The organism is Morganella sp. B601, from assembly GCF_051172335.1.
In the GTDB taxonomy this organism is placed as follows: domain Bacteria; phylum Pseudomonadota; class Gammaproteobacteria; order Enterobacterales; family Enterobacteriaceae; genus Morganella; species Morganella morganii.
This window is the reverse complement of record NZ_JBPIZE010000002.1, coordinates 479,515-502,457: the sequence shown is the minus strand read 5'-3', so window position 1 is coordinate 502,457 and position 22,943 is coordinate 479,515. Positions and strand designations below refer to the sequence as shown.

Below are 22,943 nucleotides of genomic sequence, written 5' to 3'. Positions count from 1 at the left end.
GAAATTGAGATGTAACCGGCCTGAATGATCAGAATACCGGCAGTTAATCCACATCCTGACGCCAGGCTTCGGCGGACAGTGCTTCACCAAAGTGGCTGGTGATAAGGCGGCGCGTGACATCGTGCAGCGGCGATGCCAGTACCTCGGCAGTATTACCGCGCTCGACAACTTCACCGTTGTGCATCACCAGTATCTGGTCGCTGACATGTTTTGCCATGCCCAGATGCTGTGTGACATAAATATAGGCAATTTTTTGCGTTTCCTGGAGTTCAAGGATCAGATTTATGATCTGTGAGCGTAATGACATATCCAGAGAAGCCAGGGCTTCATCCGCCACAATCACTTCCGGCTGCAAAATCAGGGCTCGGGCGAGGGCTACACGCTGTTTCTGCCCGGAGGCCAGCATGTGCGGATAATAATCCGCGTGATCCGGCAGCAAACCCACCTGGCGCAGTGTCGCGTTAATACGCAGACGGCGTCCGGTGGCATCCAGATCGGTATTGAGCATCAGCGGCAGTTCGAGGATTTGCCCCGTGCGCTGACGCGGATTAAGCGAGGTGGCCGAATCCTGAAATATCATGCGGATGCGCTGGCTGCGGTAGCTGTAATCACCAAATGTCAGTTTGTGCTTGTCGATCAGGATTTCCCCGCCGCTCGGTTCGATCATCCCGGATAACATCCGCGCGAGGGTGGATTTGCCGGAGCCGTTTGCACCGGTAATAGCGAGTGTCTGGCCGGGTTGCAGCGTAAAACTGACTGGTTTGACCGCCTCAAGCTGATGACGGCGGAAAAAACCATCCCGGTAACGAAAGGTTTTGCTCAGGTTTTTGACTTCCAGCAGCGGACCGGGCATTACACATCCTCCATATTCAGCGGGAAGTGACAGGCAAAACTGCGGTTTTTGACTGTCCGCAGACGCGGCGCGTCAATACACACTTTCTGGGCATACGGACAGCGCGGCCCCAGGCGGCAGCCGACCGGCAGATGCTCCAGTGACGGAATCGCGCCCGGCAGGGTATTCAGGCGGCATTTATGTGCCAGCGCCTTTTCAAAATCAGGGATAGCCCGCATCAGCGCCTGGGTATACGGATGGTGCGGTTTGAGCAGCAGGTCATCCGGCTCGGCACTCTCCACGGTCTGGCCGCAGTAGAGCACATTAATGCGATCCACCAGTTGGCTCATTAACTGCAAATCGTGGCTGATCAGAAGGATGGTCATATTGTTGTTCTGGTTCAGCCGGGTCAGCAGGCGGAAAATCTGCGCCTGAGTATCGGGCTCCATGGCGTTGGTCGGCTCATCGGCGATCAGCAGGCGCGGCTGATTAGCCAGCGCAATGGCAATCATCACCTTCTGGCATTCCCCTTCGGTCAGCTCATAGGGGTAACTGTTCATCACATCTTTGTGATCTTTGATACCGACACGGTGCAGCAGTTCAATTGCCCGGCGCTTGCGCCAGTTAAAGCGCTGCCACCAGCGGCCTTTGTAAGTCCAGCCGGGGATGGACTGAATCAGCTGTTTACCGATATTTTCTGACGGATCCAGACAGGATTGCGGCTCCTGGAAAATCATCGACACATTGTGGCCGATCACCCGGCGGCGCTGGCGGGGTGTGAGTTTCAGCAGATCGATATCATTAAACCGGAAACGGTCTGCCGTTACGCGCAGATTATCTTTGGTGATACCGGCAATCGCTTTGGCGATCAGACTTTTACCGGAACCGGATTCCCCTGCAAGGCCGCGGAATTCCCCTTCGGTCAGGGATAATGTCACGCGGTCAACGGCCTTGACCGGCCCTGCGGCAGTCATAAATTCAATGGTTAAATTGCGGATATCCAGTAACGGCATTATTCAACCCCCGCATTAATGGCGCGCTGTAACCCGGTACCGAGCAGATTCACCAGCAGAACACTGATAAGGATGGCGGTTCCCGGCAGAAGTACGGTCCAGGGCGCCACATAAATCAGTTCCAGAGAATCCCCGAGCATCGCCCCCCATTCCGGTGACGGCAGCTGCGCCCCCAGCTCGAGAAAACCGAGCGCGGCAATATCAAGGATAGCAATGGACAGAGCGCGCGTCAGTTCGGTGACGGTCACAGCACTGATATTCGGCAGCACAGTATGGATCAGAATATTGAGGTTGGACGCACCGTCGAGCCGGGCGGCAATCACATATTCCTTATCAAGCTCATCATGTACTGCGATATAAATCATCCGCACAATACGCGGCAGCAGTGCCAGTGCCACGGCAATCATGGCGTGACTGAGACTGGCGCCGAAAAAAGCCACCACAATAATTGCCAGCAGCAGAGAGGGCAGCGCCAGCAGGGTATCAAACATATGGTTAAAAATGGCTGAGCGCAGACCGGTGGTCATCCCTGCCAGACAGCCGATGATAATCCCGGCGACGGCGGCAATGACGGTAACAAGCAGTGCACCGCCGAAGGTGGATTGTGTACCGAGGATCAGACGGCTGAAAATATCACGGCCGAGATCGTCCGTACCGAGGAAGAAGGCGACATTCCCGTAATGAGACCAGGAAGGCGGCAGTAACTGATGACCGGCAAATTGCTGGTCGAGCGCATAAGGGGCTATCCAGGTACCGCCGATCGCCAGTGCAATCAGAAACAGCACGCCGTAAAAACCGATCATAGCCGGAATATCTGCGGTGAAATGCTGCCAGATAACCCGCCCCGGTGACGGCATCCGGTCTTCACGGTAGAAATTATCTGAAGGCATACCATTCCTTATGTTTCAGCGGGCTGCTGACGGCACCCAGAATATCCGACAGCATATTGATAATCATCACCATAGTGCCGACCAGCATGACACCGGCGGAAATCGCGGCAAAGTCCTGCTGGCGGATAGCCGTGATCAGCCAGCGGCCGATCCCCGGCCAGTTAAAGACGACTTCCGTGACCATTGCCAGCGTCAGCATGGTGGAAAACTGTAACCCGAGTTTCGGGATCACCGGCGGCAGTGCATTGTGCAGCAAATGACGGCGGATAATGGTCAGCCGGGATAAACCACGGATAGCGGCGGCTTTAATATAGTTCTGGCTGATAATCTCTTCGGTACTGGTGCGCATCAGGCGGATAACTTCTGTCATCGGCGCAATGGACAGTGTGATCACCGGCAACACCATATGAGACAGCACATTGAGGATCATCGCCTGCCGGTATGGTGAATCCGACAGCCAGGCATCAATCACAGCAAACCCGGTAACCGGTGTTAAATCATACAGCAGGTCAATACGTCCGGAGACCGGCAGCCAGTCCAGCCGCAGAGAGAAGAACAGGGTAAGCAGCAGCGCCAGCCCGAATACGGGCACAGAAAACCCGACCAGTGCAAAGGTGCTGATGACGATATCCGCCATTTTATTGCGCCAGACCCCGGCAATAATCCCGGCAGGAATACCGATCACCAGCGCCAGCAGAAACGCCAGGCCACATAGCTCCAGAGTTGCGGGCAGTGCTGCCCACAATTGCTGGCTGACCGGCTCACCGTTAATCACGGAACTGCCGAAGTCCCATGAAAACAGACTATTATAGTAGAACAGTACCGCATCCGTCAGGGAAGCGCCGCTCAGCGGTGCATTTGCCGGGAAGTAACTCAGGCTGAAACTGAGCACCGACAGAAAACAGAGCGTGATCAGCACCAGCAGCAGACGGCGCAGAATAAAAATAATCATGGTTCAGCCTCCGGCTCCGGGTCATCCCCGGTATCACGGTAGACACCGGCAAAAGAGGTATTACCGAATGCGCTCAGTACCAGCCCTTTAATATCATAGCGGAATGCCTGTAACCGCAGTGAATAGGCCAGCGGCAGTACCGGCAGATCCTGTGCCAGAATCTGCTGCGCTTTGTGATAATACTCTATCCGGCTGCTCAGTTGCTGCTCAAGCAGCGCCTGGTGGATCACATCATCAAATTCCGGGGAACACCAGTGGCTGAGGTTGGTTTGCGAACCGATAGCCGCACAGCTGAGCAGCGGACGGAAAAAACTGTCCGGGTCATTACTGTCGGTTGACCAGCCTGCAAGGGTAATATCGTGGCTGCGATCCATCAGGCTGTTTTCCTGAAAACGCCCCTCAACAGGACGGATATTCATTTTTATCCCGGCACGGGCCAGATCTGCCTGAATCAGCTCGGCCATTTTCAGCGGGCTGGGGTTGTAAGACTGCGAGGCGGTCGGTACCCAGAGATTCAGTGTCATACCGCTGAGTCCCAGCTCATTGAGCATCGCTTTAGCTTTTTCGGGATTATATTCCGTCACCCGGGCCTGGTTATCATACGCCCAGGAGACGCGCGGCAGAATAGACGCGGCGGTTTCCGCCGTGCCGTAATAGATGGATTTCATCAGGCGCTCATTATTAATCGCGAAAGCAATTGCACGGCGCGCCTGCGGATTATTAAACGGCGGTTTACTGGTATTAAACGCCAGATACGCGATATTCATTCCCGGGCGCAGCATCAGGCTCAGACGCGGGTCGTCGCGCAGCACCTGTAACTGGCTGGCGGCGGGATAGGCCAGCACATCACACTCACCGGTGATCAGTTTTGACATCCGTCCGGTGCCGCCCGCCCCGAGATCAACCACCACTTCCTGCATGCGGGGTTTGCCTTTGCGGTAATTATCATGGCGCTGCAGACGAACAAACTGGCCGCTCTGGTAATCATCCAGATAATACGGCCCGGTGCCGACCGGTTTCCAGTCGAGCTGTTCCTGACGGCGGGCTTTCAGCAGGTTATCGGCATACTCTTTGGACAGAACCGGCGCGTAATGGGTTGCCAGATGCCACAGGAAGGAAGCGTCCGGCGTATTCAGTTTAAATTCAACGGTATAATTATTGATTTTGCGGATGGATTTAACATTGGACGCGAACTGCAGACTGTCAAAATAAGGATAGCGGCCGCCGTTGATATAGTGATACGGGTTCTGTTTATCCACCACGCGGGAAAAGCTGAACACCACATCATCCGCATTCATTTTGCGGGTCGGTTTAAACCAGTCAGTAGTCTGAAAATCGGTATCACGGCGCAGATAAAAACGGTAGGTCGCGCCGTTATCCAGCACTGTCCAGCGGGCAGCCAGTTCCGGGATCAGGCGGTAGGTGTAAGGGTCAACATCCAGCAGGCGATCGTAAATCTGTGCCGCCAGCGGCTCGACAATCAGCCCGCTACTGGCCAGCTGCGGGTTAAATGTACTGATGTTGCCGTTCACACAATAGACAAAACCGGTATCGCGGACCGGCGGCAGCGGAGCGGCCTGAGCCGTGACCGGTTTTACCGGCTGGTCTGTCTGCGGGGCAGGTGCGGCGGCAAAGCCTGAAACAGGCAGGAGAACCGCACAGGCCCGGATAATCCAATGGCGCATAAATCAGTTACCGTTAAAAATGAACAGGGCATTGTATCGCAATTTGTGCGACTAACCAAAAACGGAAGCATTTAATCCGGTTGCGGGCTGCCGGCATGTTTTTTCAGTAATCCGCGAAACTGATGATAGGTCAGATTCAGCAGTTGTGCTGCTTCCCGCTGATTAAACTGCGCGCGCTGTAATGCGGCATCCAGCGCGTCCTTCTCTTGTGTGTGCTGCCACTGCTTCAGGGAGAACGGCAGCGGCGGCAGGGACCGTGATGCCGTGTCCGCAGAAGATCCCGGCGCGGTGACAAACGGGTTGATCACCAGTTCTGCCAGCAGTCCGGTGGTATCTCCCTGACGGTACAGGGAGCGCTCAATCACATTTTTCAGCTCACGGATATTGCCCGGCCAGTGATAGCTCTGCATCTGCTGCAGGGCGTGCGGAGAGAAACCGGCAAAGAACGGCGTGCCCATCTCCTGACACATCTGCACGGCAAAATGACCGGCAAGTTCGGTCAGGTCGCGCGGGCGCTCGCGCAGCGGCGGGATATTGACGACATCAAAGGCCAGCCGGTCGAGTAAATCGGCGCGGAATTTTCCCTCTGCCGCCAGCGCCGGTAAATCCGCATTGGTGGCGCAGACAATCCGTACATCCGCTTTCAGGGTCTGTTGTCCGCCGACACGCTCAAATTCCCCGTATTCAATCACCCGCAGGAGCTTTTCCTGCACCGTCAGCGGCGCGGTACCCAGTTCATCAAGAAACAGTGTGCCGCCGTCCGCCCGCTCAAAACGGCCCTGATGGCGGCGCTGAGCCCCCGTAAAAGCCCCGGATTCATGTCCGAACAGCTCGGAATCGAGCAAATTATCGTTAAGTGCCGCACAATTCAGTGCGATAAATGGCTCATCCCAGCGGGGAGAGAGATAATGAAGACGGTGAGCAAATAATTCTTTACCGGTACCCCGTTCTCCGCAAATCAGTACCGGCCGGGCAATTTTTGCCAGCCGCGACACTTTTTCCAGTGCATCGAGAAAAGTATTATCGATACCGATCAGGGTTTCTGTGTTATTTGTCATGATTAATTTAACCACAAAATGGCGAATATCACCACTTTACAAAAAATCATGACAAAAGGGAAATAAATAAACCTGAGAAAAAACAAACGGGTAAAAAAAATCACGGAGTTGGCACGCATCTTGTAATAGTGAACGTGTCATAAGACATAACTGCTGATAAAAGGACATCAATCATGGGAATCTTTTCACGTTTTGCCGATATCATTAACGCCAACGTTGCATCACTGCTGGATAAAGCGGAAGATCCGCAGAAAATGATCCGCCTGATGATTCAGGAAATGGAAGATATGCTGGTGGAAATCCGCTCCACCTCTGCCCGTACCCTGGCGGAACGCAAAAATCTGTCACGTCAGATTGAAAGCGGTGAGCGTCAGGTGAGTGACTGGCAGGAAAAAGCGGAACTGGCGATTGTCAAAGGAAAAGAAGATCTGGCCCGTGCCGCACTGCTGGAAAAACAGCGCGTGGAAGGCCATGTCGATACACTGCGTCATGAGCTGATTATTCTGGACGAAACTATCGCCCGGCTGAAAAATGAAATTAACGAACTGGAACAGAAACTGACTGAAACCCGTGCCCGCCAGCAATCCATGGTGGTGCGTCACGAAGCGGCAAAATCATCCCGTGCGGTGCGCCGTCAGCTCGACAGCGGCCGGATGGATGAGGCAATGGCCCGTTTTGAGCAGTTTGAGGCGCGGATTGACCATATGGAAGGTGAAGCCGCAAGCTATGGTCTGGGGAAAGAAAAATCACTGGAACAGCAGTTTGCCGAGCTGAAAGCGGAAGATGAGATCAGCGCGCAAATCGCGGCCATCAAAGCACGTCTTGAAAAAGAAGAAAAGGGCGAATAAGGTCGGTAACAGGCTTTCCTGAATTAATACCATTAAGGACAAAAATATGGCATTTGTATTTTTAGGTATACCACTGACAATTTTCGTGTTGTTCGTGCTGCCGATCTGGTTATGGCTGCACTATAACAGTCAGCGGGGAAGCCGGGCCGGTGAATTTGAAACCCGCCGCCTTGCGGCGCTGGCGGAAAATGCTCAGCAGATGGAAGCGCGGATCAAAACCCTGGAAGCGATTCTGGATGCGGAAAATCCGGGCTGGAGGCAATCATAATGGAATTTCAGTCACGTAAACTGTACCGCTATCCGGATGAAGGTATGTTCCGGGGCGTATGTGCCGGTATTGCCAACTATTTTGATGTACCGGCCTGGATGATCCGCATTATCGCGGTGGTGGCAACATTTACCGGCTTTTTCTGGCTGACTATTACCCTCTATATTCTGATGGGAATGATCCTGCCGGTGGTGCCGCGTGATTACCCCGGCCGGGACGGCGGAGTGAATGCGGCCATGCTGCTTGAACAGACAGAACGCAGCCAGGCGCGTACCGAAAAACGGATCCGCGACATTGAGCGCTATGTGACCTCAGAACAGTATGCGCTCAACCGCCGCTTCCGTGATCTGTAATTTGTCAGACGGAGAACAGTATGAAGTGGCCGGATAAACACACCCTGCTGCGGGCCGGGAAAACCGGGGCGCAGCTGTTAACCACCGCAGCACTGGCGGCGGCACCCGGCGGTATTGCCGCAGTGATTCTGAAATCGGTTACCCGTCCTGCTCTGCGCGGGGCGGCAATACTGGTACTGGAGCCTGTTATCCGTGCCGGTATGAAAAAAGTAATTGGCCGTTTTACACCGGAGAATTATGAAACGACTGCAAAATGAGCTGAGTGCCCTCGTCAACCGGGGGCTGGATCGTCATCTTCGTCTTGCCGTTACCGGACTGAGCCGCAGCGGCAAGACCGCGTTTATTACCTCGTTTGTTAATCAGCTGATGAATGTACAGAGCGGTGCACGTCTGCCGCTATTTTCGGCTGCCCGTGACGGCCGCATTCTCGGTGTGAAACGCATCCCGCAGCGGGACCTGGGCGTACCACGCTTTGCCTATGATGAAGGTCTCGCTTCACTGTACGGCACACCGCCGGACTGGCCGGTGCCGACACGCGGTGTCAGCGAAATCCGCCTGAAACTGCGTTACCGCACTCAGGACAGTCTGCTGCGCCACTTTAAGGAAACCTCCGCGCTCTACCTGGAAATCGTCGATTATCCGGGAGAGTGGCTGCTGGATCTGCCGATGCTGGAACAGGATTACCTTACCTGGTCGCAGCAGATGAAAACCCTGCTCAAAGGCGAACGGGGTGAATGGGCAGAGCCGTGGCTGGCACTGTGCCGTCAGCTGGACCCGGATGCCCCGGCGGATGAACAGCAGCTGGCCGCTATTGCACAGGCCTATACCGATTACCTGCACCGCTGCAAAGCCGCAGGTTTTCACTTTATCCAGCCGGGTCGTTTTGTACTGCCGGGAGATATGGCCGGTGCACCGGGATTACAGTTTTTCCCGTTTATTACCGACCTGATGCCGGATCCGTCCCGGCTGGCCAAAGCGGCAAAAAGCAGTGTCCTCGGCATGCTGCGCGATCGCTATCAGTATTATTGTGACCATGTGGTCAAAGGTTTCTATAAGCACTATTTCCAGCATTTCGACCGTCAGATTGTGCTGGTGGATTGCCTGACCCCGCTCAACAGCGGGCCGCAGGCATTTACGGATATGCGTCTGGCGCTGACCCAGCTGATGCAGAGCTTCCATTACGGTAAACGCACATTATTGCGCCGCCTGTTTTCTCCCTGCATCGACAAACTGTTGTTTGCCGCCAGCAAAGCGGATCATGTCACTGCCGACCAGCACGCCAATCTTGTGGCACTGCTTCAGCAGCTGACGCAGTCAGCCTGGCAGCAGGCCGCTTTTGAGGGGATTAAAATGGACTGCACCGGGCTGGCGTCGGTACAGGCTACCGAATACGGCATGGTGATGCATAACGGGGAAAAAATGCCTGCGCTGAAGGGCACCCGGCTGGCGGATAACACCCCGCTGACTTTCTATCCCGGCGAAGTACCGAAACGGCTGCCGGATGCAGACTTCTGGCAGCAGCAGGGATTTCAGTTTGAATCCTTCAGACCGCTGCCGATGCGGATGGACACGCCACTGCCGCATATCCGGATGGACAGTGCGATGGAATTTTTACTGGGAGATAAACTGTCATGAGTGAGCCGATCAAATCCCGTATTGATTTTGAGGAAGCACCGTTGTCGCCGCCGGTACAGGACAGTATAAAACCGGCGCAACAATTTGCGGACGATGACAGCATACAGTTTGAACGCACGGAGTTCACGGCAGAGCAGGATACAGACGGGGAAGCGGAAGCATTGCTGATTCAGGCGCTGAAACCCCGGCGCAGCCTGTGGCGTAAGCTGGTCTTTGTGGCCGGCGGATTGCTGGGGATCAGCGCCATCGCACAACTGATTCAGTGGGTGAATGATGCCTGGACAGGCAATGACTGGACAGCCCTCGGCGGCATTGCCGCCACCTTTCTGGTGCTGATTGCCGCTGCCGGATCTGTTATCACGGAATGGCGGCGCATGTACCGCCTGCGCCAGCGGGCTACAGAACGCGAGGTCGCAGAGGAATTACTGCAAAGCCACCGTATCAGCGACGGACGCGCGTTTTGTGAAAAACTGGCGAAACAGGCCAATATCCCGTCACACCATCCCGCATTGCAGCAATGGCAGAGCCTGTTACAGAGCAGCCATAATGACCGCGAAGTGGTGACCCTGTACAGTCAGCTTGTCCAGCCGGTGACGGATGAACAGGCGCGCCGGGTGATCAGTCGTTTCGCAGCGGAATCTGCGCTGATGATTGCCGTCAGCCCGCTGGCACTGGTGGATATGGCCTTTATTGCCTGGCGCAATATCCGTCTGATTAACCAGGTGGCGGCTATCTACGGTATTGAGCTGGGATATTACAGCCGCCTGCGTCTGTTTAAACTGGTTCTGCTCAATATTGCCTTCGCAGGGGCATCCGAGCTTATCCGCGAAGTGGGGATGGACTGGCTCTCCCAGGACATCACCGCACGGTTATCCGCCCGTGCCGCACAGGGTATGGGGGCCGGGTTGCTGACCGCCCGTCTGGGGATCAAAGCGATGGAACTGTGCCGTCCGCTGCCGTGGACTGCAACAGATAAACCTAAACTTATGGATTTCCGTAAGCAGTTGTTACAACAGCTTAAACAGGCAGTACCAAAAGGGAAGAGCGCGGAAAAATCCGCCCTGTAACCGATAATCAGGCCGGATGCGCATTTTGTGATATCATCCGGCTTTTTTATGCAGAAACGGGTGTCCGGTCACTGTTTTTTTTACGGCGATCCCGCTATGCTCCCTGCGGGTCGCTGTCTCACCTCTCCGGCGCGGTTTGCCGTCCGCGCTGAATAAAGCTTCGTTAACCGACTGACATATCTGTACTTTCATAGCCTTTTCACACGGAACTGTGGATAAACACCGCAGGAACGCATTTATTGTGTCAACAAATCGTGACAGTTTTCATTTTATACCGTAAAATCAGTTTCAATTAACGGGAAAATAATAACTTAAGTGTAAATAGGATCGTAACGATGCGATTGGAAGTAATTTGCCAGGACCGAATCGGACTGACGCGGGAGTTATTGGATCTGCTGGTATTACAAAATATCGACCTCAAAGGCATCGAAATTGCCCGTAATGGCCGGATATACCTCAATTTTATGCAGATCGATTTTTCTGTGTTCCAGTCTCTGATGGCTGAGATCCGCCGGATTCAGGGCGTGGTGGATGTCAGAACTGTTCACTTTATGCCGTCTGAGCGCGAACAACGCGCCATGTGGGCGTTACTCGAATCCCTGGAAGACCCGATTTTATCTCTCGACCTGCGCGGGAATATTGAACTGGCCAACAGCGCGGCACTCTCCCTGTTTGCCACCACCGAAGAGCGCATTCGTCAGCGCAATATCACTTACTATTTCAGCCAGTTCAACTTCACCCGCTGGATTGAGGATGAAGAACCTGCGCCGTACAAGGAAACCATCACTCTCAAAGGCCGCTCTTACACCCTGAGTGTGACGCCGATTAATTTTGATGAGAAAGATGACGCCTCCGCCACTATCGGCGCGGTTGTGCTGCTGCGCACTGTCAGTGAGAGCACCAGCGGGCAGAAGCGCCGCATGCAGGTGATGCATTCCGGCAGTTTTGATGACCTGGTGGCGAAAAGCGCCAAAATGCGCCATGTGGTTGAACAGGCGCAGCGCATGGCAAAAATGGACTCCCCGCTGCTGCTGGTCGGCGAAACCGGTACCGGGAAAGACGTGTTTGCCAAAGCCTGTCATCTCTACAGCGTGCGCGGCAATCAGCCGTTCCTCGGGCTGAACTGTGCCTCGATGCCGGATGATGTGGTGGAAACAGAACTGTTCGGTTACGCTGCCGGTGCTTACGCCAATAGTACCGAGCCGAAAAAAGGCTTCTTTGAGCAGGCCAACGGCGGCACGGTTCTGCTGGATGAAATCGCGGAAATGTCCCCGCAGATGCAGATCAAACTGCTGCGTTTCCTGAATGACGGTACATTCCGCCGTGTCGGGGAAGAGCATGAGGTGAAAGTGGATGTGCGGGTTATCTGTGCGACCCAGAAAAATCTGCTGGAACTGGTAAAAGAGGGCAAATTCCGTGAGGATCTCTATTACCGTCTCAATGTGCTGACGCTGACTATTCCGCCGCTGCGTGAGCATCAGGAAGATATCCTGCCGCTGACCCGTGATTTTGTGAAGCGTTTCTCTGAGGAGCAGGGTTGTGAGGAGCCGCGTCTTGCACCGGAACTGGGGCAGTTTCTTTGTGCTTATCACTGGCCGGGCAACGTTCGCCAGCTGCGTAATGTGATTTATCAGGCGCTCTCTTCGCTGGAAGGCTCGCTGCTGCGTCCGCAGGACATCGTTCTGCCGGAACTGGAAGCGGAAATCGGCTTCAGTGAGGATATCCTCAGCGGCTCGCTGGATGATATCACCAAACGGTTTGAGTGCTCTGTGCTGACACGGCTTTACCGCCACTATCCGAGCACCCGTAAGCTGGCGAAACGCCTGAATGTCTCACATACCGCGATCGCCAATAAACTGCGCGAATACGGGCTGAGTCAGCGGCGCGGCGCGGCAAAAGACGATGAGGGAGAGGAGGAATAATTCTTTCCCCGGTAAAAAATAACCCCGCGACCGTCACCGGCAGCGGGGTTTTTTTACAGATACGGGTAACTTATTTCAGTGCATTCAGTGCGCTGTCATAATCCGGCTCTTCGGTGATTTCACCGACCAGTTGGCTGTAAATCACAGTATCATTCTCATCCAGCACGATCACCGCACGGGCGCACAGACCGGCCAGCGGGCCGCTGCCGATACCGACACCGTAATTTTCACGGAATTCCGGATCACGCAGGGTGGAGAGCATCACCACATTCTCAATACCTTCCGCGCCGCAGAAACGGGACTGCGCGAACGGCAGATCAGCGGAAATACATAACACCACGGTATTGGACAGTTTTGCGGCAGTTTCATTGAATTTGCGCACGGAGGCGGCGCAGACACCGGTGTCCACACTCGGGAATATATTCAGAATCTTACGCTTCCCGGCGAATTTGGTGAGCTGGACATCTGACAAATCATTAGCGACTAATTTAAATGGTACGGCTTTTTCACCGGCACGCAGCAGTGCGCCGTAAACCAGAACATCATTACCCTGAAGTTTTACAGTTTGTGTCATTTTTATCATCCTCTGAACGGGCTCATAATTGTTGGTATAAATAATACCTGGCAGGTGTTTTCTCACCGGATATCGTTAATAAAAATGTAATATCCGGTTGTTGTGTTTCGGTAATCATCAGATAATCTATCGGTTTACCATTTTTAATACAAGGCGCCCGTTATGTTCAGGCCAGCAAAATTTTCCCGTTCCGCACTTCTTGCAGGGACGTTTTTCACGTTTTCTTCACTGTTTTGTGCAACGGCGGCGGAGATCCCCGCAGGAACACAGCTGGCAAAAGAACAATCTGTTTATCGTCATCTGAAGGATGAACCCGCGTCTCTGGATCCGATTAAAGCGGTCGGTCTGACCGAAGCCCAGATTTTGCGTGATTTATTTGAAGGGCTGACCAGCCAGGGTGCGGACGGCAAACCGGTGCCCGGTGTCGCTCTCTCCTGGGAGACCCGCAACAATCAGGTATGGACATTCCGCCTGCGTGACGATGCCCGCTGGTCAGACGGCTCACCGGTGACCGCACAGGACTTTGTCTACAGCTGGCAGCGCCTGGTGAACCCGAAAAATCTCTCTACCTTCGCCTGGTTTGCACCGCTGGCCGGGATTAAAAATGCACAGGCGATTATTGACGGAAAAATGCTGCCGGAAACCCTCGGCGTTGAAGCTGCTGACAGCCGGACACTGCGGGTTACGTTAGACCGTCCTGTGCCGTATTTCCCGGGCCTGGCGGCCAATTTCAGCCTTTTCCCGGTCAATCGTGCTGCTGTTGAGAAATACGGCGACAGCTGGATCCGCACAGGGCATCTGGTCGGCAACGGGGCATTTGTCCTGCATGACCGGGTGGTGAATGAGAAAATTGTTCTGACACCGAACCCGTATTACTGGGATCACAAACACACGGTGCTGACATCGGTTACCTTTGTACCGATTAACCATGAATCCCAGGCCACCAAACGCTATCTGTCCAATGACCTCGATATCACAGAGTCTTTCCCGAAAAACCAGTATCAGAAACTGAAACAGGCGATTCCGGATCAGATTTATATCCCGGATCAGCTCGGCACCTATTATTATGCCTTTAACACACAGCGTGCACCGACAAACGACCCGCGTGTGCGGCAGGCGCTTTCCATGACCATTGACCGCGCAGTGATCGCAGAGAAAGTGCTGGGTACAGGCGAAAAACCGGCCTGGCATTTCACGCCGGATGTCACCGCCGGGTTTACACCGGAACCGGGTCTGTACCAGAAATTTACACAGGATGAGCTCGACAGCCAGGCGAAAACCCTGCTGGCCGCCGCCGGTTACGGGCCGCATAATCCGCTGAAATTATCCCTGCTGTATAACAGTTCGGAAAACCATCAGAAAATTGCCATTGCCGTCGGTTCGATGTGGAAGAAAAAACTGGGCGCGGAAGTGAAACTGGTCAATCAGGAATGGAAAACCTATATCGACAGCCGCAATACCGGCAATTTTGATGTGATCCGCGCCTCCTGGGTCGGGGATTACAACGAGCCGTCAACCTTCCTGTCTCTGCTGACCAGTACACACAGCGGCAATATCGCGCAGTATCATAATGAAAAATATGACGCTTTGCTGAAAACCGCTGCGCTGGAAACAGATGATAACGCCCGTAATACCGACTATAACGACGCCGAAAAACTGCTGGCGGAAGACATGCCGATAGCACCAATCTACCAGTACACTAACGGCCGTCTGATTAAACCGTGGCTGAAGGGATATCCGGTCAATAATCCGGAAGATGTGGCATACAGCCATAATCTCTATATTATTAAACACTAAGCCAGCCTCCGGTTCCTGCTGCGGACGGCGGCAGGAACCGGCTGAACACACTCAGCAGCTGTTTTCACGGACAATGGGGAGAGACGCATGAGCGCTTTGTACGGATCCGCTTTTCAGGGAACAGATCCCATCTGCCGGGTACAGTTTGACGGAGAAGGCGGTTGCACGCCGGTGGATGTCAACGCCGTTGCCGGGATAAAAGAACCGGTGTGGCTGCACCTGGACTATTTATCCGCGGATAACCAGCGCTGGCTGCGTGAAACGGAGCTGTTGCCGCCGCAGGCGCGTGACGGGCTGACAAACAATGTTATCCGCCCCAGGACACTCCGTATTGGTGAGGGTGCATTAATTACCCTGCAAACCATCAACAATAATGACGGCGACCGGCCTGATCAGCTGGTGGCATTCCGTATCTGGATCTGCGGCAGTTATATTATCTCCACCCGCCACCGTAAAGTGCACTCCATTCAGACCATTCAGGATGATTTACAAAACGGTGAAGGCGCAAAAAATACCGGAGAATGGCTGGCGGAAGCGGCGTTCTGCATTACCGACGAAGTGGCAGATTTTATTGAGGACTTGCACGATACCCTGATTGATATGGAAGATGCGATACTCGATCAGCATATTCCGGCACGCGGGGAGCTGGCACTGCTGCGCAAGCAGCTGATTGTCCTGCGCCGCTACATGGCACCGCAGCGGGATGTATTTTCCCGGCTGGCCTCCGAGCGTTACACCTGGCTCTCAGAGCAGGACAGACATCAGCTGACGGATGTCAGTGACCGCCTGGGGCGGATTATTGACGATATTGACTCCTGTATCGCGCGGACATCGGTTATCTCGGATGAAATCACCAATATGATGGCGGATGCGATGAACCGGCGTACTTATACCATGTCGCTGCTGGCGATGGTTTTTCTGCCGACAACCTTTCTGACCGGATTGTTCGGGGTCAACCTCGGCGGGATCCCGGGGGGCGATTTCCCGTTTGCCTTCAGTTTGTTCTGTGTGGGACTGGCGGGTGTTATCGGATTTGTTGCCTGGTGGTTACGTAAGAGTAACTGGTTGTAAAAACGTGTATTTTTATATGATTTTACGTACCGGACTTGAGCTATATCAAGAAATACCACGCCCGGTTAGGGCACTATTACTCCCGCAGGTGAATACAACGTTGAGCGATGAACGTTGTGCTCCATAATTGTAGTTTTTCTCATATTGAGTTCTTATACAGAATATTGACCATTATCATGCCGGTGTATTTTATACATCGGTTTTTTTTTGCCTGAAACAAACCCGTCAGTATTCAGGCCGCGCCCTCCGTGGCACGGCACTATAACAGCGTGATTATTTCACTTCCGTCACATCCAGACGTAATTCTGTGAAATCCGTGCTATCGCCGTCATCATCCTCATCTTCCCATACCGGCTGAACAGGCAGAGTTTCGCGGTCAAACGCGAGATCACCGCCGTCGACAACTTCACTGCCGTGATGGATAGATTTGAAATCGAATAATTCAGTGTCACATAAATGTGATGGTACGACATTCTGTGTGGCACGGAACATAGTTTCAATCCGGCCCGGATAGCGTTTATCCCAGTCGCGCAGCAGATCTTTGATAACCTGACGCTGCAGGTTCGGCTGAGAGCCGCACAGGTTACACGGAATGATCGGGAACCCTTTGGCTTCGGCGAAACGCTCAATATCTTTCTCACGGCAATAGGCCAGCGGGCGGATCACCACATGTTTACCGTCGTCGCTCATCAGCTTCGGCGGCATGCCTTTGAGTTTGCCGCCGTAAAACATATTCAGGAACAGGGTCTGCAGAATATCGTCGCGGTGGTGGCCAAGGGCGATTTTTGTTGCCCCCAGCTCAGTCGCGGTGCGGTACAAAATACCCCGGCGCAGACGGGAGCAGAGGGAACAGGTGGTTTTCCCTTCCGGAATCTTCTCTTTCACAATCCCGTAGGTATTTTCTTCGACGATTTTATATTCAACGCCCAGTTTTTCCAGATATTCCGGCAAAATATGCTCAGGGAAACCCGGCTGTTTCTGATCGAGATTCACCGCCACCAGGGAAAAACGGATGGGGGCGCTTTGCTGCAGGCTCTGCAGAATGGAAAGCAGGGTGTAACTGTCTTTGCCGCCGGACAGGCAAACCATGATGCGGTCGCCGTCCTCAATCATATTAAAATCTGCGATTGCTTTGCCGGTATGGCTGCGCAGGCGTTTTTGCAACTTATTGATGTTGTACTGTTCTTTCGGTGTATTCATGTCTTACTGTTCTTAACGGGTTTGGCTGGTGCCTGTGTCAGGCCGGCCGCACGGCAACGGAAATCTGAAATAAGGACGCAATGATAGCAGAAGGACGGGGGATTCGGATACGTATGGATTAAAAAGGATGGCAGCCCGGAACGGAATGATCCGGGATGACGGGGGCTGGCTGTTGGTACTCTCTGGTGTGGTTATTTTTTACTGCGGATTTTACCCCTTCCTCTGTTCTTCATGTCAATAGTGATCGTGTCATAGTCTGTTTCCTGACTCTTTTTCTCTTTATAGTTAAGTGAACTCAGTTTGCTGTTTTTTTCGATACAATCAGTAAAAAAACTTTTCACGTCAACATTAAACAAAAAAGCGATTTGCAGTAATGTGCTGGCTCTTATATTGGTAATGCCCTGTTCATAGCGGGATATTTGCTGCTGACTTAAACCCAGTAATTCAGCAAGCGCCATACCTGATAATCCCAGCGATTTTCTTTTCCGTGAAATTTGCTGACCGATAAAGAGGCTGATTTCTCTCTCATTCATATGCTATGCCCTTAAATAAAATGCTGTGTGTAATCTTAAATATAGTAATTATGTTAATTATGTTTATATTGTTCAAATGTTCCCAGATAACTGCCGTCAGTATAAGAATTAAGATGATTCGACATATGGGATAATAGTTTTTTTGAATCCGGGTCTCTGTTTAAGATAAATAATACTCTGTGTATAAATTTCTCCGGCGATATATTAAAAATACGCAGTATTAATATCAGTGTATCCAGCGGAATAGCACTGTCACCATTCTCGTAACGGGATATCTGCTGCTGCGATAACTGTATTATTGAGCCTAACTCATGGCCGGTGATACCTTTTGATTTTCGTAATATTTTAATTTCCTGGCCTATAACTGCATGAAGCTCCTTTTTAAAGACCTGGTGTTGACAACTAAGTGCGTGGCAATTATCGGGCTGCATAAAGATACCATCAGGACGTCATTAAACTTAATGTATATTTTAAATACTATTATAGGAAATATCTGTAAGGCAAAAACAGTATATTGTGCATAATATGCAAGCCTTATAATGGTTGTCAATAAATAAAATTCGCAATAAAAGTGTACAAAAAAATAAAAAGTAAAATTAAAAACTGAAAATATACAGATACTGCAATGTGTATAAGAAAGGAAAGCGTTAGTCTGGCCCATTGTGTATTTATTTGATTTTTAAGAAAAAATAAAGACATTGTCCGATGGCGGGATAAATAACACTTTCGTGGTGTAGTTATACACATTTTGCGGGTTTCGCCGGGAGGTAAACAATATGATGATATTCTTTTTGTAATTATAATAATGGAATATATCAACATTTACGACATCAGTATGCCTTTATGAAGATAATTATATGGTTATAAGTAAAACTAAAAGACTTACGGAGTGTGTGACCCGGTGTTTCTGTTCGTCACAAAAAGATGTGTAATTGTAAAAATCAGATATCTGCCGGGGGATCGAAAAGATAACGGCAAAAGCATCAATATCTTTAGTTTTAATATCTTAATGTTTTGTTTTTCTTTACTTTTATGAGTCATGATTAACTAAAAAATATCTTTTATTTCATTGTGTTGATAATAATATTCTCTTTTTGTTCTTTTCCGTTCATACCGGAGCATTGTTTATTAAAAATGATAATTCGTTATAGAGAGGAAAAATTAAACGCTTGTTTATATCTGGATTGAAACAATTATAACAATAACGCAACTATTTGAGGTGAAAGTAATAAAAACCTGCGATATTATTCGTTATTACCTTCTTTTAATCATTCAATGCATCAGTGAGGTCATCTGAATATATGTCATGGCTGACAACAGATCCCCGTGACAGCCATGAGAACGGATAAAATTTAAGCGTGATTTTGCATAATCGTATTGAATGTTTTTACAACCAGCAGATTACCGTTTTTCAGTGCAGCGTAGTTTTCCTTTATTTCGGATGCAGCGTACTCACGGATTGCTGTATTCAGATATTCAATCAGCTCAATTTTGCAGTCCTTGTTTGATTTATCCAGTGCTGAGAACGGTGTGCTGAGATCTCTGTTTTCTTCAATCAGTCGCTGAAGGAGTGATTTATCTGTTGCCCGCTCAAAATACTGGCCGACAGTAATAACCCGCTCAAGGCCGGTCAGCTTCATAACCATCAGGGTTAATCTGGAGCATACAGAATAAACAGTCTTATTGCTGACAGACATACTTACCTCATCTACGAAAATCATATGATTTATGCTGGTGTGAAGGTTTACAGCATTTCCCTTTTTTTAAAAGGTAGAATAATCTGAATGTTGTGTAAAATGGTCAAATTATACCAATACAGATTACGTATTGGTGCGTAATATACGTTTATTCACGCAGCCATATTATTAAAAGGAATAACAGAGTGACTAAAAAAATACTGAGCCTGTTTATTGTACTGGTTCTGTCCGGATGTGTTTCACCTGGTACACAACCGGAAAAATATGAAAAGAATAACGATGATCCTTATAAAAACAGTACAGTAAATACTATCCGTGAAAATCAGGAGATTTACAGGGAGCAACTGAGAATAAAACAATACACCGGCGGAGAGGGATAATGACAGTTATTGAGAATAATCATGAGTATACCGGCAGCCGGTTTGAAAAAGCCGATCTCAGTGATCAGACAATCCGTGGTGTGGTGTTTGAGGACTGCACATTTATCCGCTGTGATTTCAGCTCGGCGGTTGCGCAGCAGTGCCGTTTCACTGACTGTGTGTTTGAGCAGTGCAATATGAGTCTGCTGGCAGTTCCGGAAACCCGGTTTTCCGGCACTGAATTTACCGGAACGAAAATGATTGGTATTGACTGGACAAAAGCATACTGGCCGAAGTTTGATTTTTATTCTCAGCTGGTGTTTAAAGAGTGTATTTTAGACAGTAATAACTTTTTTGACCTCAGATTACATGAATCGCACTTTGAATCCTGCCGGATCCATAATGCCGATTTCAGACAGGCGGAGCTGAATAAATCTGTCATGCAGGATTGCGATTTAACCGACACGCTGTTTATGCACACTAATCTGGAAGGGGCGGATCTTTGCGGTTCTCACTCTTTTTATATCGATATTCGTGAAAACAAAACTGCCAAAGCCACATTTTCCGCATACGAAGCCCTGAATCTGCTGCGGGTGCTTGATATCCGTCTGGCTGATTAAATCGTGCGACACCGGGTATATATACCGGATATCTGCTGAATAACGCGTATAATTACGCAGTAATATCTTCATCAAATCTGATTTTGATGAATAAAGCGACAGTAAGGCTTCTGGTCACTTGCCGGTCTTTGGTATGATCAGTGATAAGTAACTCAATGTATACGGGCGGGGCAATGAGAAAATTTATTCTGTCAGGGATTATGGCCGCATTATTATCCGGCTGCGCAGGTACCGGAAGTAAAACACCGGAAGCACCCTGGGGCTTTACATGGGGGCAGACGCCCGCAGAATTAAAAGCCCTGAATCTGGACGATTTTGATTGCACAAAAACCCGTGATGGCGGGCAATTATGCAGCTCACTGGCATCACCGGATGTTGAAAAGCAATTCTTTATGATGGTCTTTTCACCGGGAGGGCAAAAATTAAATGCAATATCCCGTTTTGGTGTCTGGAGCCATGATCAGGCCGCATTACTGAATGAGTACGATAAAGTAAATGCGGAGATGGAGAAAATCTACGGCAAACCGGCCGGGATAAATGAAGAATATGATCGCAAAACGCCGTTCCTGGCAAAAGTCGCCAAGGGAAAAATCGGTCAGTTTAAGCGCAAATATGAATCAGAAGATACCGAGGTTGTGGTGGGCGTGGTCAGTAATGCCAATCTGGTACAGATAAATGATGAAAAAGATGTCACTTATACTGTGCTGACCATGTATACACTGAAATAAACAGGTACTTGCGGTGCTGAATATTATCACTATGATTCAGCACCGTTCCTTCCTTATTCTCCGGGTATGGTAACCCGGTGTCATCAGCATATTTCCTGACACTCCCGGTAAAAGAGTGTGATCAGTTTCGCTTAATGTCATCCGTTGCTGATTTTTGATACAGCAAAAAAATAGCCTGTGGTATCCCTTTTATCAGTTTTTTTATTTCAAAGGGGATTATCAATGAAATTTATTAATCGTTACAGTGCAATTGCACTGGCTGTTGGTATGTTGTCACTGAATATGACTGCACAGGCTGAGACTGTTTCCCTGAATGCCGCTGCCGCACCGCAGGCTGTGACAGAAATAGCGGTGTTACAGCAGGGGCAGTGGGACAGTTTTAATAAACAGCGCCTGGATGCCATGATCGCCAAAGCAAAACAATCACCGGCACATACCTATTATGCGGTGTTTGACTTTGATAACACCACGGCATTTCTGGATATTGAAGAAGCGGTGATGATTTATCAGCTTGAACACCTGTTATTTGCCATGACACCGCAGGAACTGAAATCTGTTATTTTCAAAGATATTCCGGCCGGCAATTTTTCCGCTGAGTTCAACAATAAAGATGGTAAACCGGTCAATATTGAGAAGGTCGGAGCTGATATTCTGGAAAGTTACCAGTGGCTGTATGACAACTATGATGGTCTGAAGGGTGATAAGCCGCTGTCTGAAATTAAAAAATCGCCGCATTATCAGAATTTCATCACCAAAATGCGCTATTTATATGCGGCAATCGGCGGCACATTTGATCATGCCGTTTCCTATCCGTGGGTCACCTATTTATTTATGAATATGACACCGGAGCAGGTTGCGGATATTACCGCTAAAACCATTGAATGGCAGAAATCAGAGCCGGTTGAAGGCGTGGTATGGGAAAGCCCTGAATCGTTACCGGGACAGGCGGGTATTGTTGAAATTGACTGGCATAATGGTTTCCGTCTGGTGCCGGAAATGCAGGATCTGTATCAGGTGCTGCAAAAATCCGGTATTGATGTCTATGTGATTTCCGCATCGAACCTGGAAGTGATTAAATCGATTGTCACACAACCGCCGTATTCTGTACCGGAGTCACAGGTATTTGCCATGCATTTACTGCGCACCAAAGATAATAAACTGACATCCGATCTGGATCCGGTTTATCCGCAGACTCAGGGCAAAGGGAAAACAGAGACTATCCGTAAGTTTATTCAGGATAAATATGCCGGTAAAGGGCCGTTATTAGTCGCCGGTGACAGTGAAGGCGACCAGAATATGATGTCTGACTTCCCTGATACGGATGTGGTGCTGATTATTAACCGCCTGCGTTCACCGGATAGCATTATCGGGCAGTTATCAAAACAGGCAGTTAAAGAGCACGGTCAAAAGGATGCCAAAGTATTATTGCAGGGACGTAATGACAGCACCGGTGTATTTGTACCGTCACAGCTTCATACCCCGTTGGGTGCCAAAGAAGGGCGGGCGTTAAAATAACAGCACTGGCTGTCAATTTAAGGAAATACTGATAACCCCGGCCGGTAATACACACTATGATAGTAAATAGATATCATTATAAGGAATTCAGAAGGATATGGATAAATATATTGTGTGTTATGAAGGTCTGGGGTTAACCGGCTCGGTACTATTCCGCAGCCATGTGGCTATTAATACCGATATCAGCAGAACGGAAGCGGAACGTTTTATCGCGCTGTTTAACAATGCCGCTGCCGCCGATGCGGCAAAGTATAATATTAACGCGGCACGTTATGTTATCGTGAATATCTGTAAACTGTAGTAATACGGCGGGATTACCGCCGTAT

The 22,943-nt window shown here is 50.5% G+C and carries 24 protein-coding genes; 13 read left to right on the top strand and 11 right to left on the bottom strand.

The window, feature by feature from the left end; all coding sequences use genetic code 11:
• Positions 1-43: 43 nt before the first annotated feature.
• From sapF to pspF, 6 genes are all read right to left on the bottom strand, one after another.
• On the bottom strand, positions 44-853 hold the full coding sequence (sapF, locus tag ACSBQN_RS07080) for a putrescine export ABC transporter ATP-binding protein SapF (RefSeq protein WP_354633303.1): 810 nt from the start codon (positions 851-853) through the stop codon (positions 44-46).
• A complete protein-coding gene (sapD, locus tag ACSBQN_RS07075; RefSeq protein WP_036408123.1) occupies positions 853-1,845 on the bottom strand; it encodes a putrescine export ABC transporter ATP-binding protein SapD in 993 nt (330 codons plus the stop codon). Before sapD ends, sapF begins: the two co-directional genes overlap by 1 nt.
• Positions 1,845-2,735: a putrescine export ABC transporter permease SapC gene (sapC, locus tag ACSBQN_RS07070; protein ID WP_004235498.1), complete on the bottom strand. Its 891-nt coding sequence runs from the start codon at positions 2,733-2,735 to the stop codon at positions 1,845-1,847. Before sapC ends, sapD begins: the two co-directional genes overlap by 1 nt.
• Positions 2,722-3,687 (bottom strand): putrescine export ABC transporter permease SapB, encoded by a 966-nt coding sequence (gene sapB, locus ACSBQN_RS07065; RefSeq protein ID WP_036408122.1) that lies wholly within the window; start codon positions 3,685-3,687, stop codon positions 2,722-2,724. Before sapB ends, sapC begins: the two co-directional genes overlap by 14 nt.
• The gene (gene sapA / locus ACSBQN_RS07060; protein ID WP_036408121.1) at positions 3,684-5,372 is read right to left on the bottom strand and encodes an ABC transporter substrate-binding protein SapA; all 1,689 of its coding nucleotides are present in this window, start codon (positions 5,370-5,372) and stop codon (positions 3,684-3,686) included. Before sapA ends, sapB begins: the two co-directional genes overlap by 4 nt.
• A 71-nt stretch (positions 5,373-5,443) precedes the next feature.
• Entirely contained in the window at positions 5,444-6,430 is a 987-nt protein-coding gene (gene pspF, locus ACSBQN_RS07055) for a phage shock protein operon transcriptional activator (protein WP_354633304.1), read from the bottom strand.
• A 173-nt stretch (positions 6,431-6,603) separates the two neighbouring features.
• Between pspF and pspA the strand changes: the two genes are divergently transcribed.
• From pspA to tyrR, 7 genes are all read left to right on the top strand, one after another.
• Positions 6,604-7,278 (top strand): phage shock protein PspA, encoded by a 675-nt coding sequence (gene pspA / locus ACSBQN_RS07050; protein ID WP_004235502.1) that lies wholly within the window; start codon positions 6,604-6,606, stop codon positions 7,276-7,278.
• A gap of 46 nt (positions 7,279-7,324) precedes the next feature.
• Positions 7,325-7,546 carry an envelope stress response membrane protein PspB gene (gene pspB / locus ACSBQN_RS07045; RefSeq protein WP_024473219.1) on the top strand — a complete coding sequence of 74 codons (222 nt, stop codon included), beginning with the start codon at positions 7,325-7,327 and terminating at the stop codon, positions 7,544-7,546.
• Positions 7,546-7,899 carry an envelope stress response membrane protein PspC gene (gene pspC / locus ACSBQN_RS07040; RefSeq protein WP_004235504.1) on the top strand — a complete coding sequence of 118 codons (354 nt, stop codon included), beginning with the start codon at positions 7,546-7,548 and terminating at the stop codon, positions 7,897-7,899. The genes pspB and pspC overlap by 1 nt, the downstream gene beginning before the upstream one ends.
• Positions 7,900-7,919: 20 nt before the next feature.
• A complete protein-coding gene (locus tag ACSBQN_RS07035; protein WP_004235505.1) occupies positions 7,920-8,156 on the top strand; it encodes a hypothetical protein in 237 nt (78 codons plus the stop codon).
• Entirely contained in the window at positions 8,137-9,534 is a 1,398-nt protein-coding gene (locus ACSBQN_RS07030; protein ID WP_024473218.1) for a YcjX family protein, read from the top strand. Before ACSBQN_RS07035 ends, ACSBQN_RS07030 begins: the two co-directional genes overlap by 20 nt.
• A complete protein-coding gene (locus ACSBQN_RS07025) occupies positions 9,531-10,601 on the top strand; it encodes a YcjF family protein (protein WP_024473217.1) in 1,071 nt (356 codons plus the stop codon). The genes ACSBQN_RS07030 and ACSBQN_RS07025 overlap by 4 nt, the downstream gene beginning before the upstream one ends.
• A gap of 335 nt (positions 10,602-10,936) precedes the next feature.
• Positions 10,937-12,523: a transcriptional regulator TyrR gene (gene tyrR / locus ACSBQN_RS07020; RefSeq protein ID WP_024473216.1), complete on the top strand. Its 1,587-nt coding sequence runs from the start codon at positions 10,937-10,939 to the stop codon at positions 12,521-12,523.
• 70 nt (positions 12,524-12,593) lie between these two features.
• Here the strand turns inward: tyrR and tpx are convergent, their stop codons facing one another.
• A complete protein-coding gene (tpx, locus tag ACSBQN_RS07015; protein WP_004239128.1) occupies positions 12,594-13,097 on the bottom strand; it encodes a thiol peroxidase in 504 nt (167 codons plus the stop codon).
• A 162-nt stretch (positions 13,098-13,259) separates the two neighbouring features.
• Here tpx and ACSBQN_RS07010 point away from each other — a divergent pair, with 162 nt between their 5' ends.
• Complete coding sequence (locus tag ACSBQN_RS07010) at positions 13,260-14,894, top strand: peptide ABC transporter substrate-binding protein (RefSeq protein WP_024473215.1); 1,635 nt, start codon at positions 13,260-13,262, stop codon at positions 14,892-14,894.
• Positions 14,895-14,981: 87 nt separating this feature from the next.
• Positions 14,982-15,965, top strand: coding sequence for a zinc transporter ZntB (gene zntB / locus ACSBQN_RS07005; protein ID WP_004235512.1), 984 nt, complete (start codon positions 14,982-14,984; stop codon positions 15,963-15,965).
• 273 nt (positions 15,966-16,238) lie between these two features.
• On the opposite strand, the gene ttcA is transcribed toward zntB, so the two are convergent.
• The 4 genes from ttcA to ACSBQN_RS06985 all read right to left on the bottom strand — a co-directional run bounded on the left by ttcA (position 16,239) and on the right by ACSBQN_RS06985 (position 19,344).
• Positions 16,239-17,165, bottom strand: a complete 927-nt coding sequence (gene ttcA / locus ACSBQN_RS07000; RefSeq protein ID WP_024473214.1) for a tRNA 2-thiocytidine(32) synthetase TtcA — start codon at positions 17,163-17,165, stop codon at positions 16,239-16,241.
• 191 nt (positions 17,166-17,356) lie between these two features.
• Complete coding sequence (locus ACSBQN_RS06995; protein ID WP_024473213.1) at positions 17,357-17,698, bottom strand: helix-turn-helix domain-containing protein; 342 nt, start codon at positions 17,696-17,698, stop codon at positions 17,357-17,359.
• 53 nt (positions 17,699-17,751) lie between these two features.
• Complete coding sequence (locus ACSBQN_RS06990; RefSeq protein ID WP_024473212.1) at positions 17,752-18,129, bottom strand: helix-turn-helix domain-containing protein; 378 nt, start codon at positions 18,127-18,129, stop codon at positions 17,752-17,754.
• Positions 18,130-19,050: 921 nt separating this feature from the next.
• On the bottom strand, positions 19,051-19,344 hold the full coding sequence (locus ACSBQN_RS06985) for a hypothetical protein (protein ID WP_227989362.1): 294 nt from the start codon (positions 19,342-19,344) through the stop codon (positions 19,051-19,053).
• A gap of 430 nt (positions 19,345-19,774) precedes the next feature.
• Between ACSBQN_RS06985 and ACSBQN_RS06980 the strand changes: the two genes are divergently transcribed.
• From ACSBQN_RS06980 to ACSBQN_RS06965, 4 genes are all read left to right on the top strand, one after another.
• Positions 19,775-20,374 (top strand): pentapeptide repeat-containing protein, encoded by a 600-nt coding sequence (locus tag ACSBQN_RS06980; RefSeq protein ID WP_036408115.1) that lies wholly within the window; start codon positions 19,775-19,777, stop codon positions 20,372-20,374.
• A 173-nt stretch (positions 20,375-20,547) separates the two neighbouring features.
• Complete coding sequence (locus ACSBQN_RS06975; protein WP_024473208.1) at positions 20,548-21,102, top strand: hypothetical protein; 555 nt, start codon at positions 20,548-20,550, stop codon at positions 21,100-21,102.
• A gap of 222 nt (positions 21,103-21,324) precedes the next feature.
• Positions 21,325-22,617 (top strand): phosphoserine phosphatase, encoded by a 1,293-nt coding sequence (locus ACSBQN_RS06970; protein WP_024473207.1) that lies wholly within the window; start codon positions 21,325-21,327, stop codon positions 22,615-22,617.
• Between the two features lie 97 nt (positions 22,618-22,714).
• The gene (locus ACSBQN_RS06965; protein ID WP_214177196.1) at positions 22,715-22,918 is read left to right on the top strand and encodes a hypothetical protein; all 204 of its coding nucleotides are present in this window, start codon (positions 22,715-22,717) and stop codon (positions 22,916-22,918) included.
• Positions 22,919-22,943 lie beyond the last annotated feature (25 nt).

Coding starts and splice junctions, on each gene's coding strand:
- pspB (WP_024473219.1), top strand. CDS start 7,325: ATGGCATTTGTATTTTTAGGTATACCACTGACAATTTTCGTGTTGTTC.
- sapC (WP_004235498.1), bottom strand. CDS start 2,735: ATGCCTTCAGATAATTTCTACCGTGAAGACCGGATGCCGTCACCGGGG.
- pspA (WP_004235502.1), top strand. CDS start 6,604: ATGGGAATCTTTTCACGTTTTGCCGATATCATTAACGCCAACGTTGCA.
- ACSBQN_RS06980 (WP_036408115.1), top strand. CDS start 19,775: ATGACAGTTATTGAGAATAATCATGAGTATACCGGCAGCCGGTTTGAA.
- ACSBQN_RS06970 (WP_024473207.1), top strand. CDS start 21,325: ATGAAATTTATTAATCGTTACAGTGCAATTGCACTGGCTGTTGGTATG.
- ACSBQN_RS07030 (WP_024473218.1), top strand. CDS start 8,137: ATGAAACGACTGCAAAATGAGCTGAGTGCCCTCGTCAACCGGGGGCTG.
- zntB (WP_004235512.1), top strand. CDS start 14,982: ATGAGCGCTTTGTACGGATCCGCTTTTCAGGGAACAGATCCCATCTGC.
- ACSBQN_RS06975 (WP_024473208.1), top strand. CDS start 20,548: ATGAGAAAATTTATTCTGTCAGGGATTATGGCCGCATTATTATCCGGC.
- sapA (WP_036408121.1), bottom strand. CDS start 5,372: ATGCGCCATTGGATTATCCGGGCCTGTGCGGTTCTCCTGCCTGTTTCA.
- sapD (WP_036408123.1), bottom strand. CDS start 1,845: ATGCCGTTACTGGATATCCGCAATTTAACCATTGAATTTATGACTGCC.
- sapF (WP_354633303.1), bottom strand. CDS start 853: ATGCCCGGTCCGCTGCTGGAAGTCAAAAACCTGAGCAAAACCTTTCGT.
- sapB (WP_036408122.1), bottom strand. CDS start 3,687: ATGATTATTTTTATTCTGCGCCGTCTGCTGCTGGTGCTGATCACGCTC.
- ACSBQN_RS06990 (WP_024473212.1), bottom strand. CDS start 18,129: ATGCAGCCCGATAATTGCCACGCACTTAGTTGTCAACACCAGGTCTTT.
- ttcA (WP_024473214.1), bottom strand. CDS start 17,165: ATGAATACACCGAAAGAACAGTACAACATCAATAAGTTGCAAAAACGC.
- tyrR (WP_024473216.1), top strand. CDS start 10,937: ATGCGATTGGAAGTAATTTGCCAGGACCGAATCGGACTGACGCGGGAG.
- ACSBQN_RS07035 (WP_004235505.1), top strand. CDS start 7,920: ATGAAGTGGCCGGATAAACACACCCTGCTGCGGGCCGGGAAAACCGGG.
- ACSBQN_RS07010 (WP_024473215.1), top strand. CDS start 13,260: ATGTTCAGGCCAGCAAAATTTTCCCGTTCCGCACTTCTTGCAGGGACG.
- pspC (WP_004235504.1), top strand. CDS start 7,546: ATGGAATTTCAGTCACGTAAACTGTACCGCTATCCGGATGAAGGTATG.
- ACSBQN_RS06985 (WP_227989362.1), bottom strand. CDS start 19,344: ATGGTTATGAAGCTGACCGGCCTTGAGCGGGTTATTACTGTCGGCCAG.
- ACSBQN_RS06995 (WP_024473213.1), bottom strand. CDS start 17,698: ATGAATGAGAGAGAAATCAGCCTCTTTATCGGTCAGCAAATTTCACGG.
- pspF (WP_354633304.1), bottom strand. CDS start 6,430: ATGACAAATAACACAGAAACCCTGATCGGTATCGATAATACTTTTCTC.
- tpx (WP_004239128.1), bottom strand. CDS start 13,097: ATGACACAAACTGTAAAACTTCAGGGTAATGATGTTCTGGTTTACGGC.
- ACSBQN_RS07025 (WP_024473217.1), top strand. CDS start 9,531: ATGAGTGAGCCGATCAAATCCCGTATTGATTTTGAGGAAGCACCGTTG.
- ACSBQN_RS06965 (WP_214177196.1), top strand. CDS start 22,715: ATGGATAAATATATTGTGTGTTATGAAGGTCTGGGGTTAACCGGCTCG.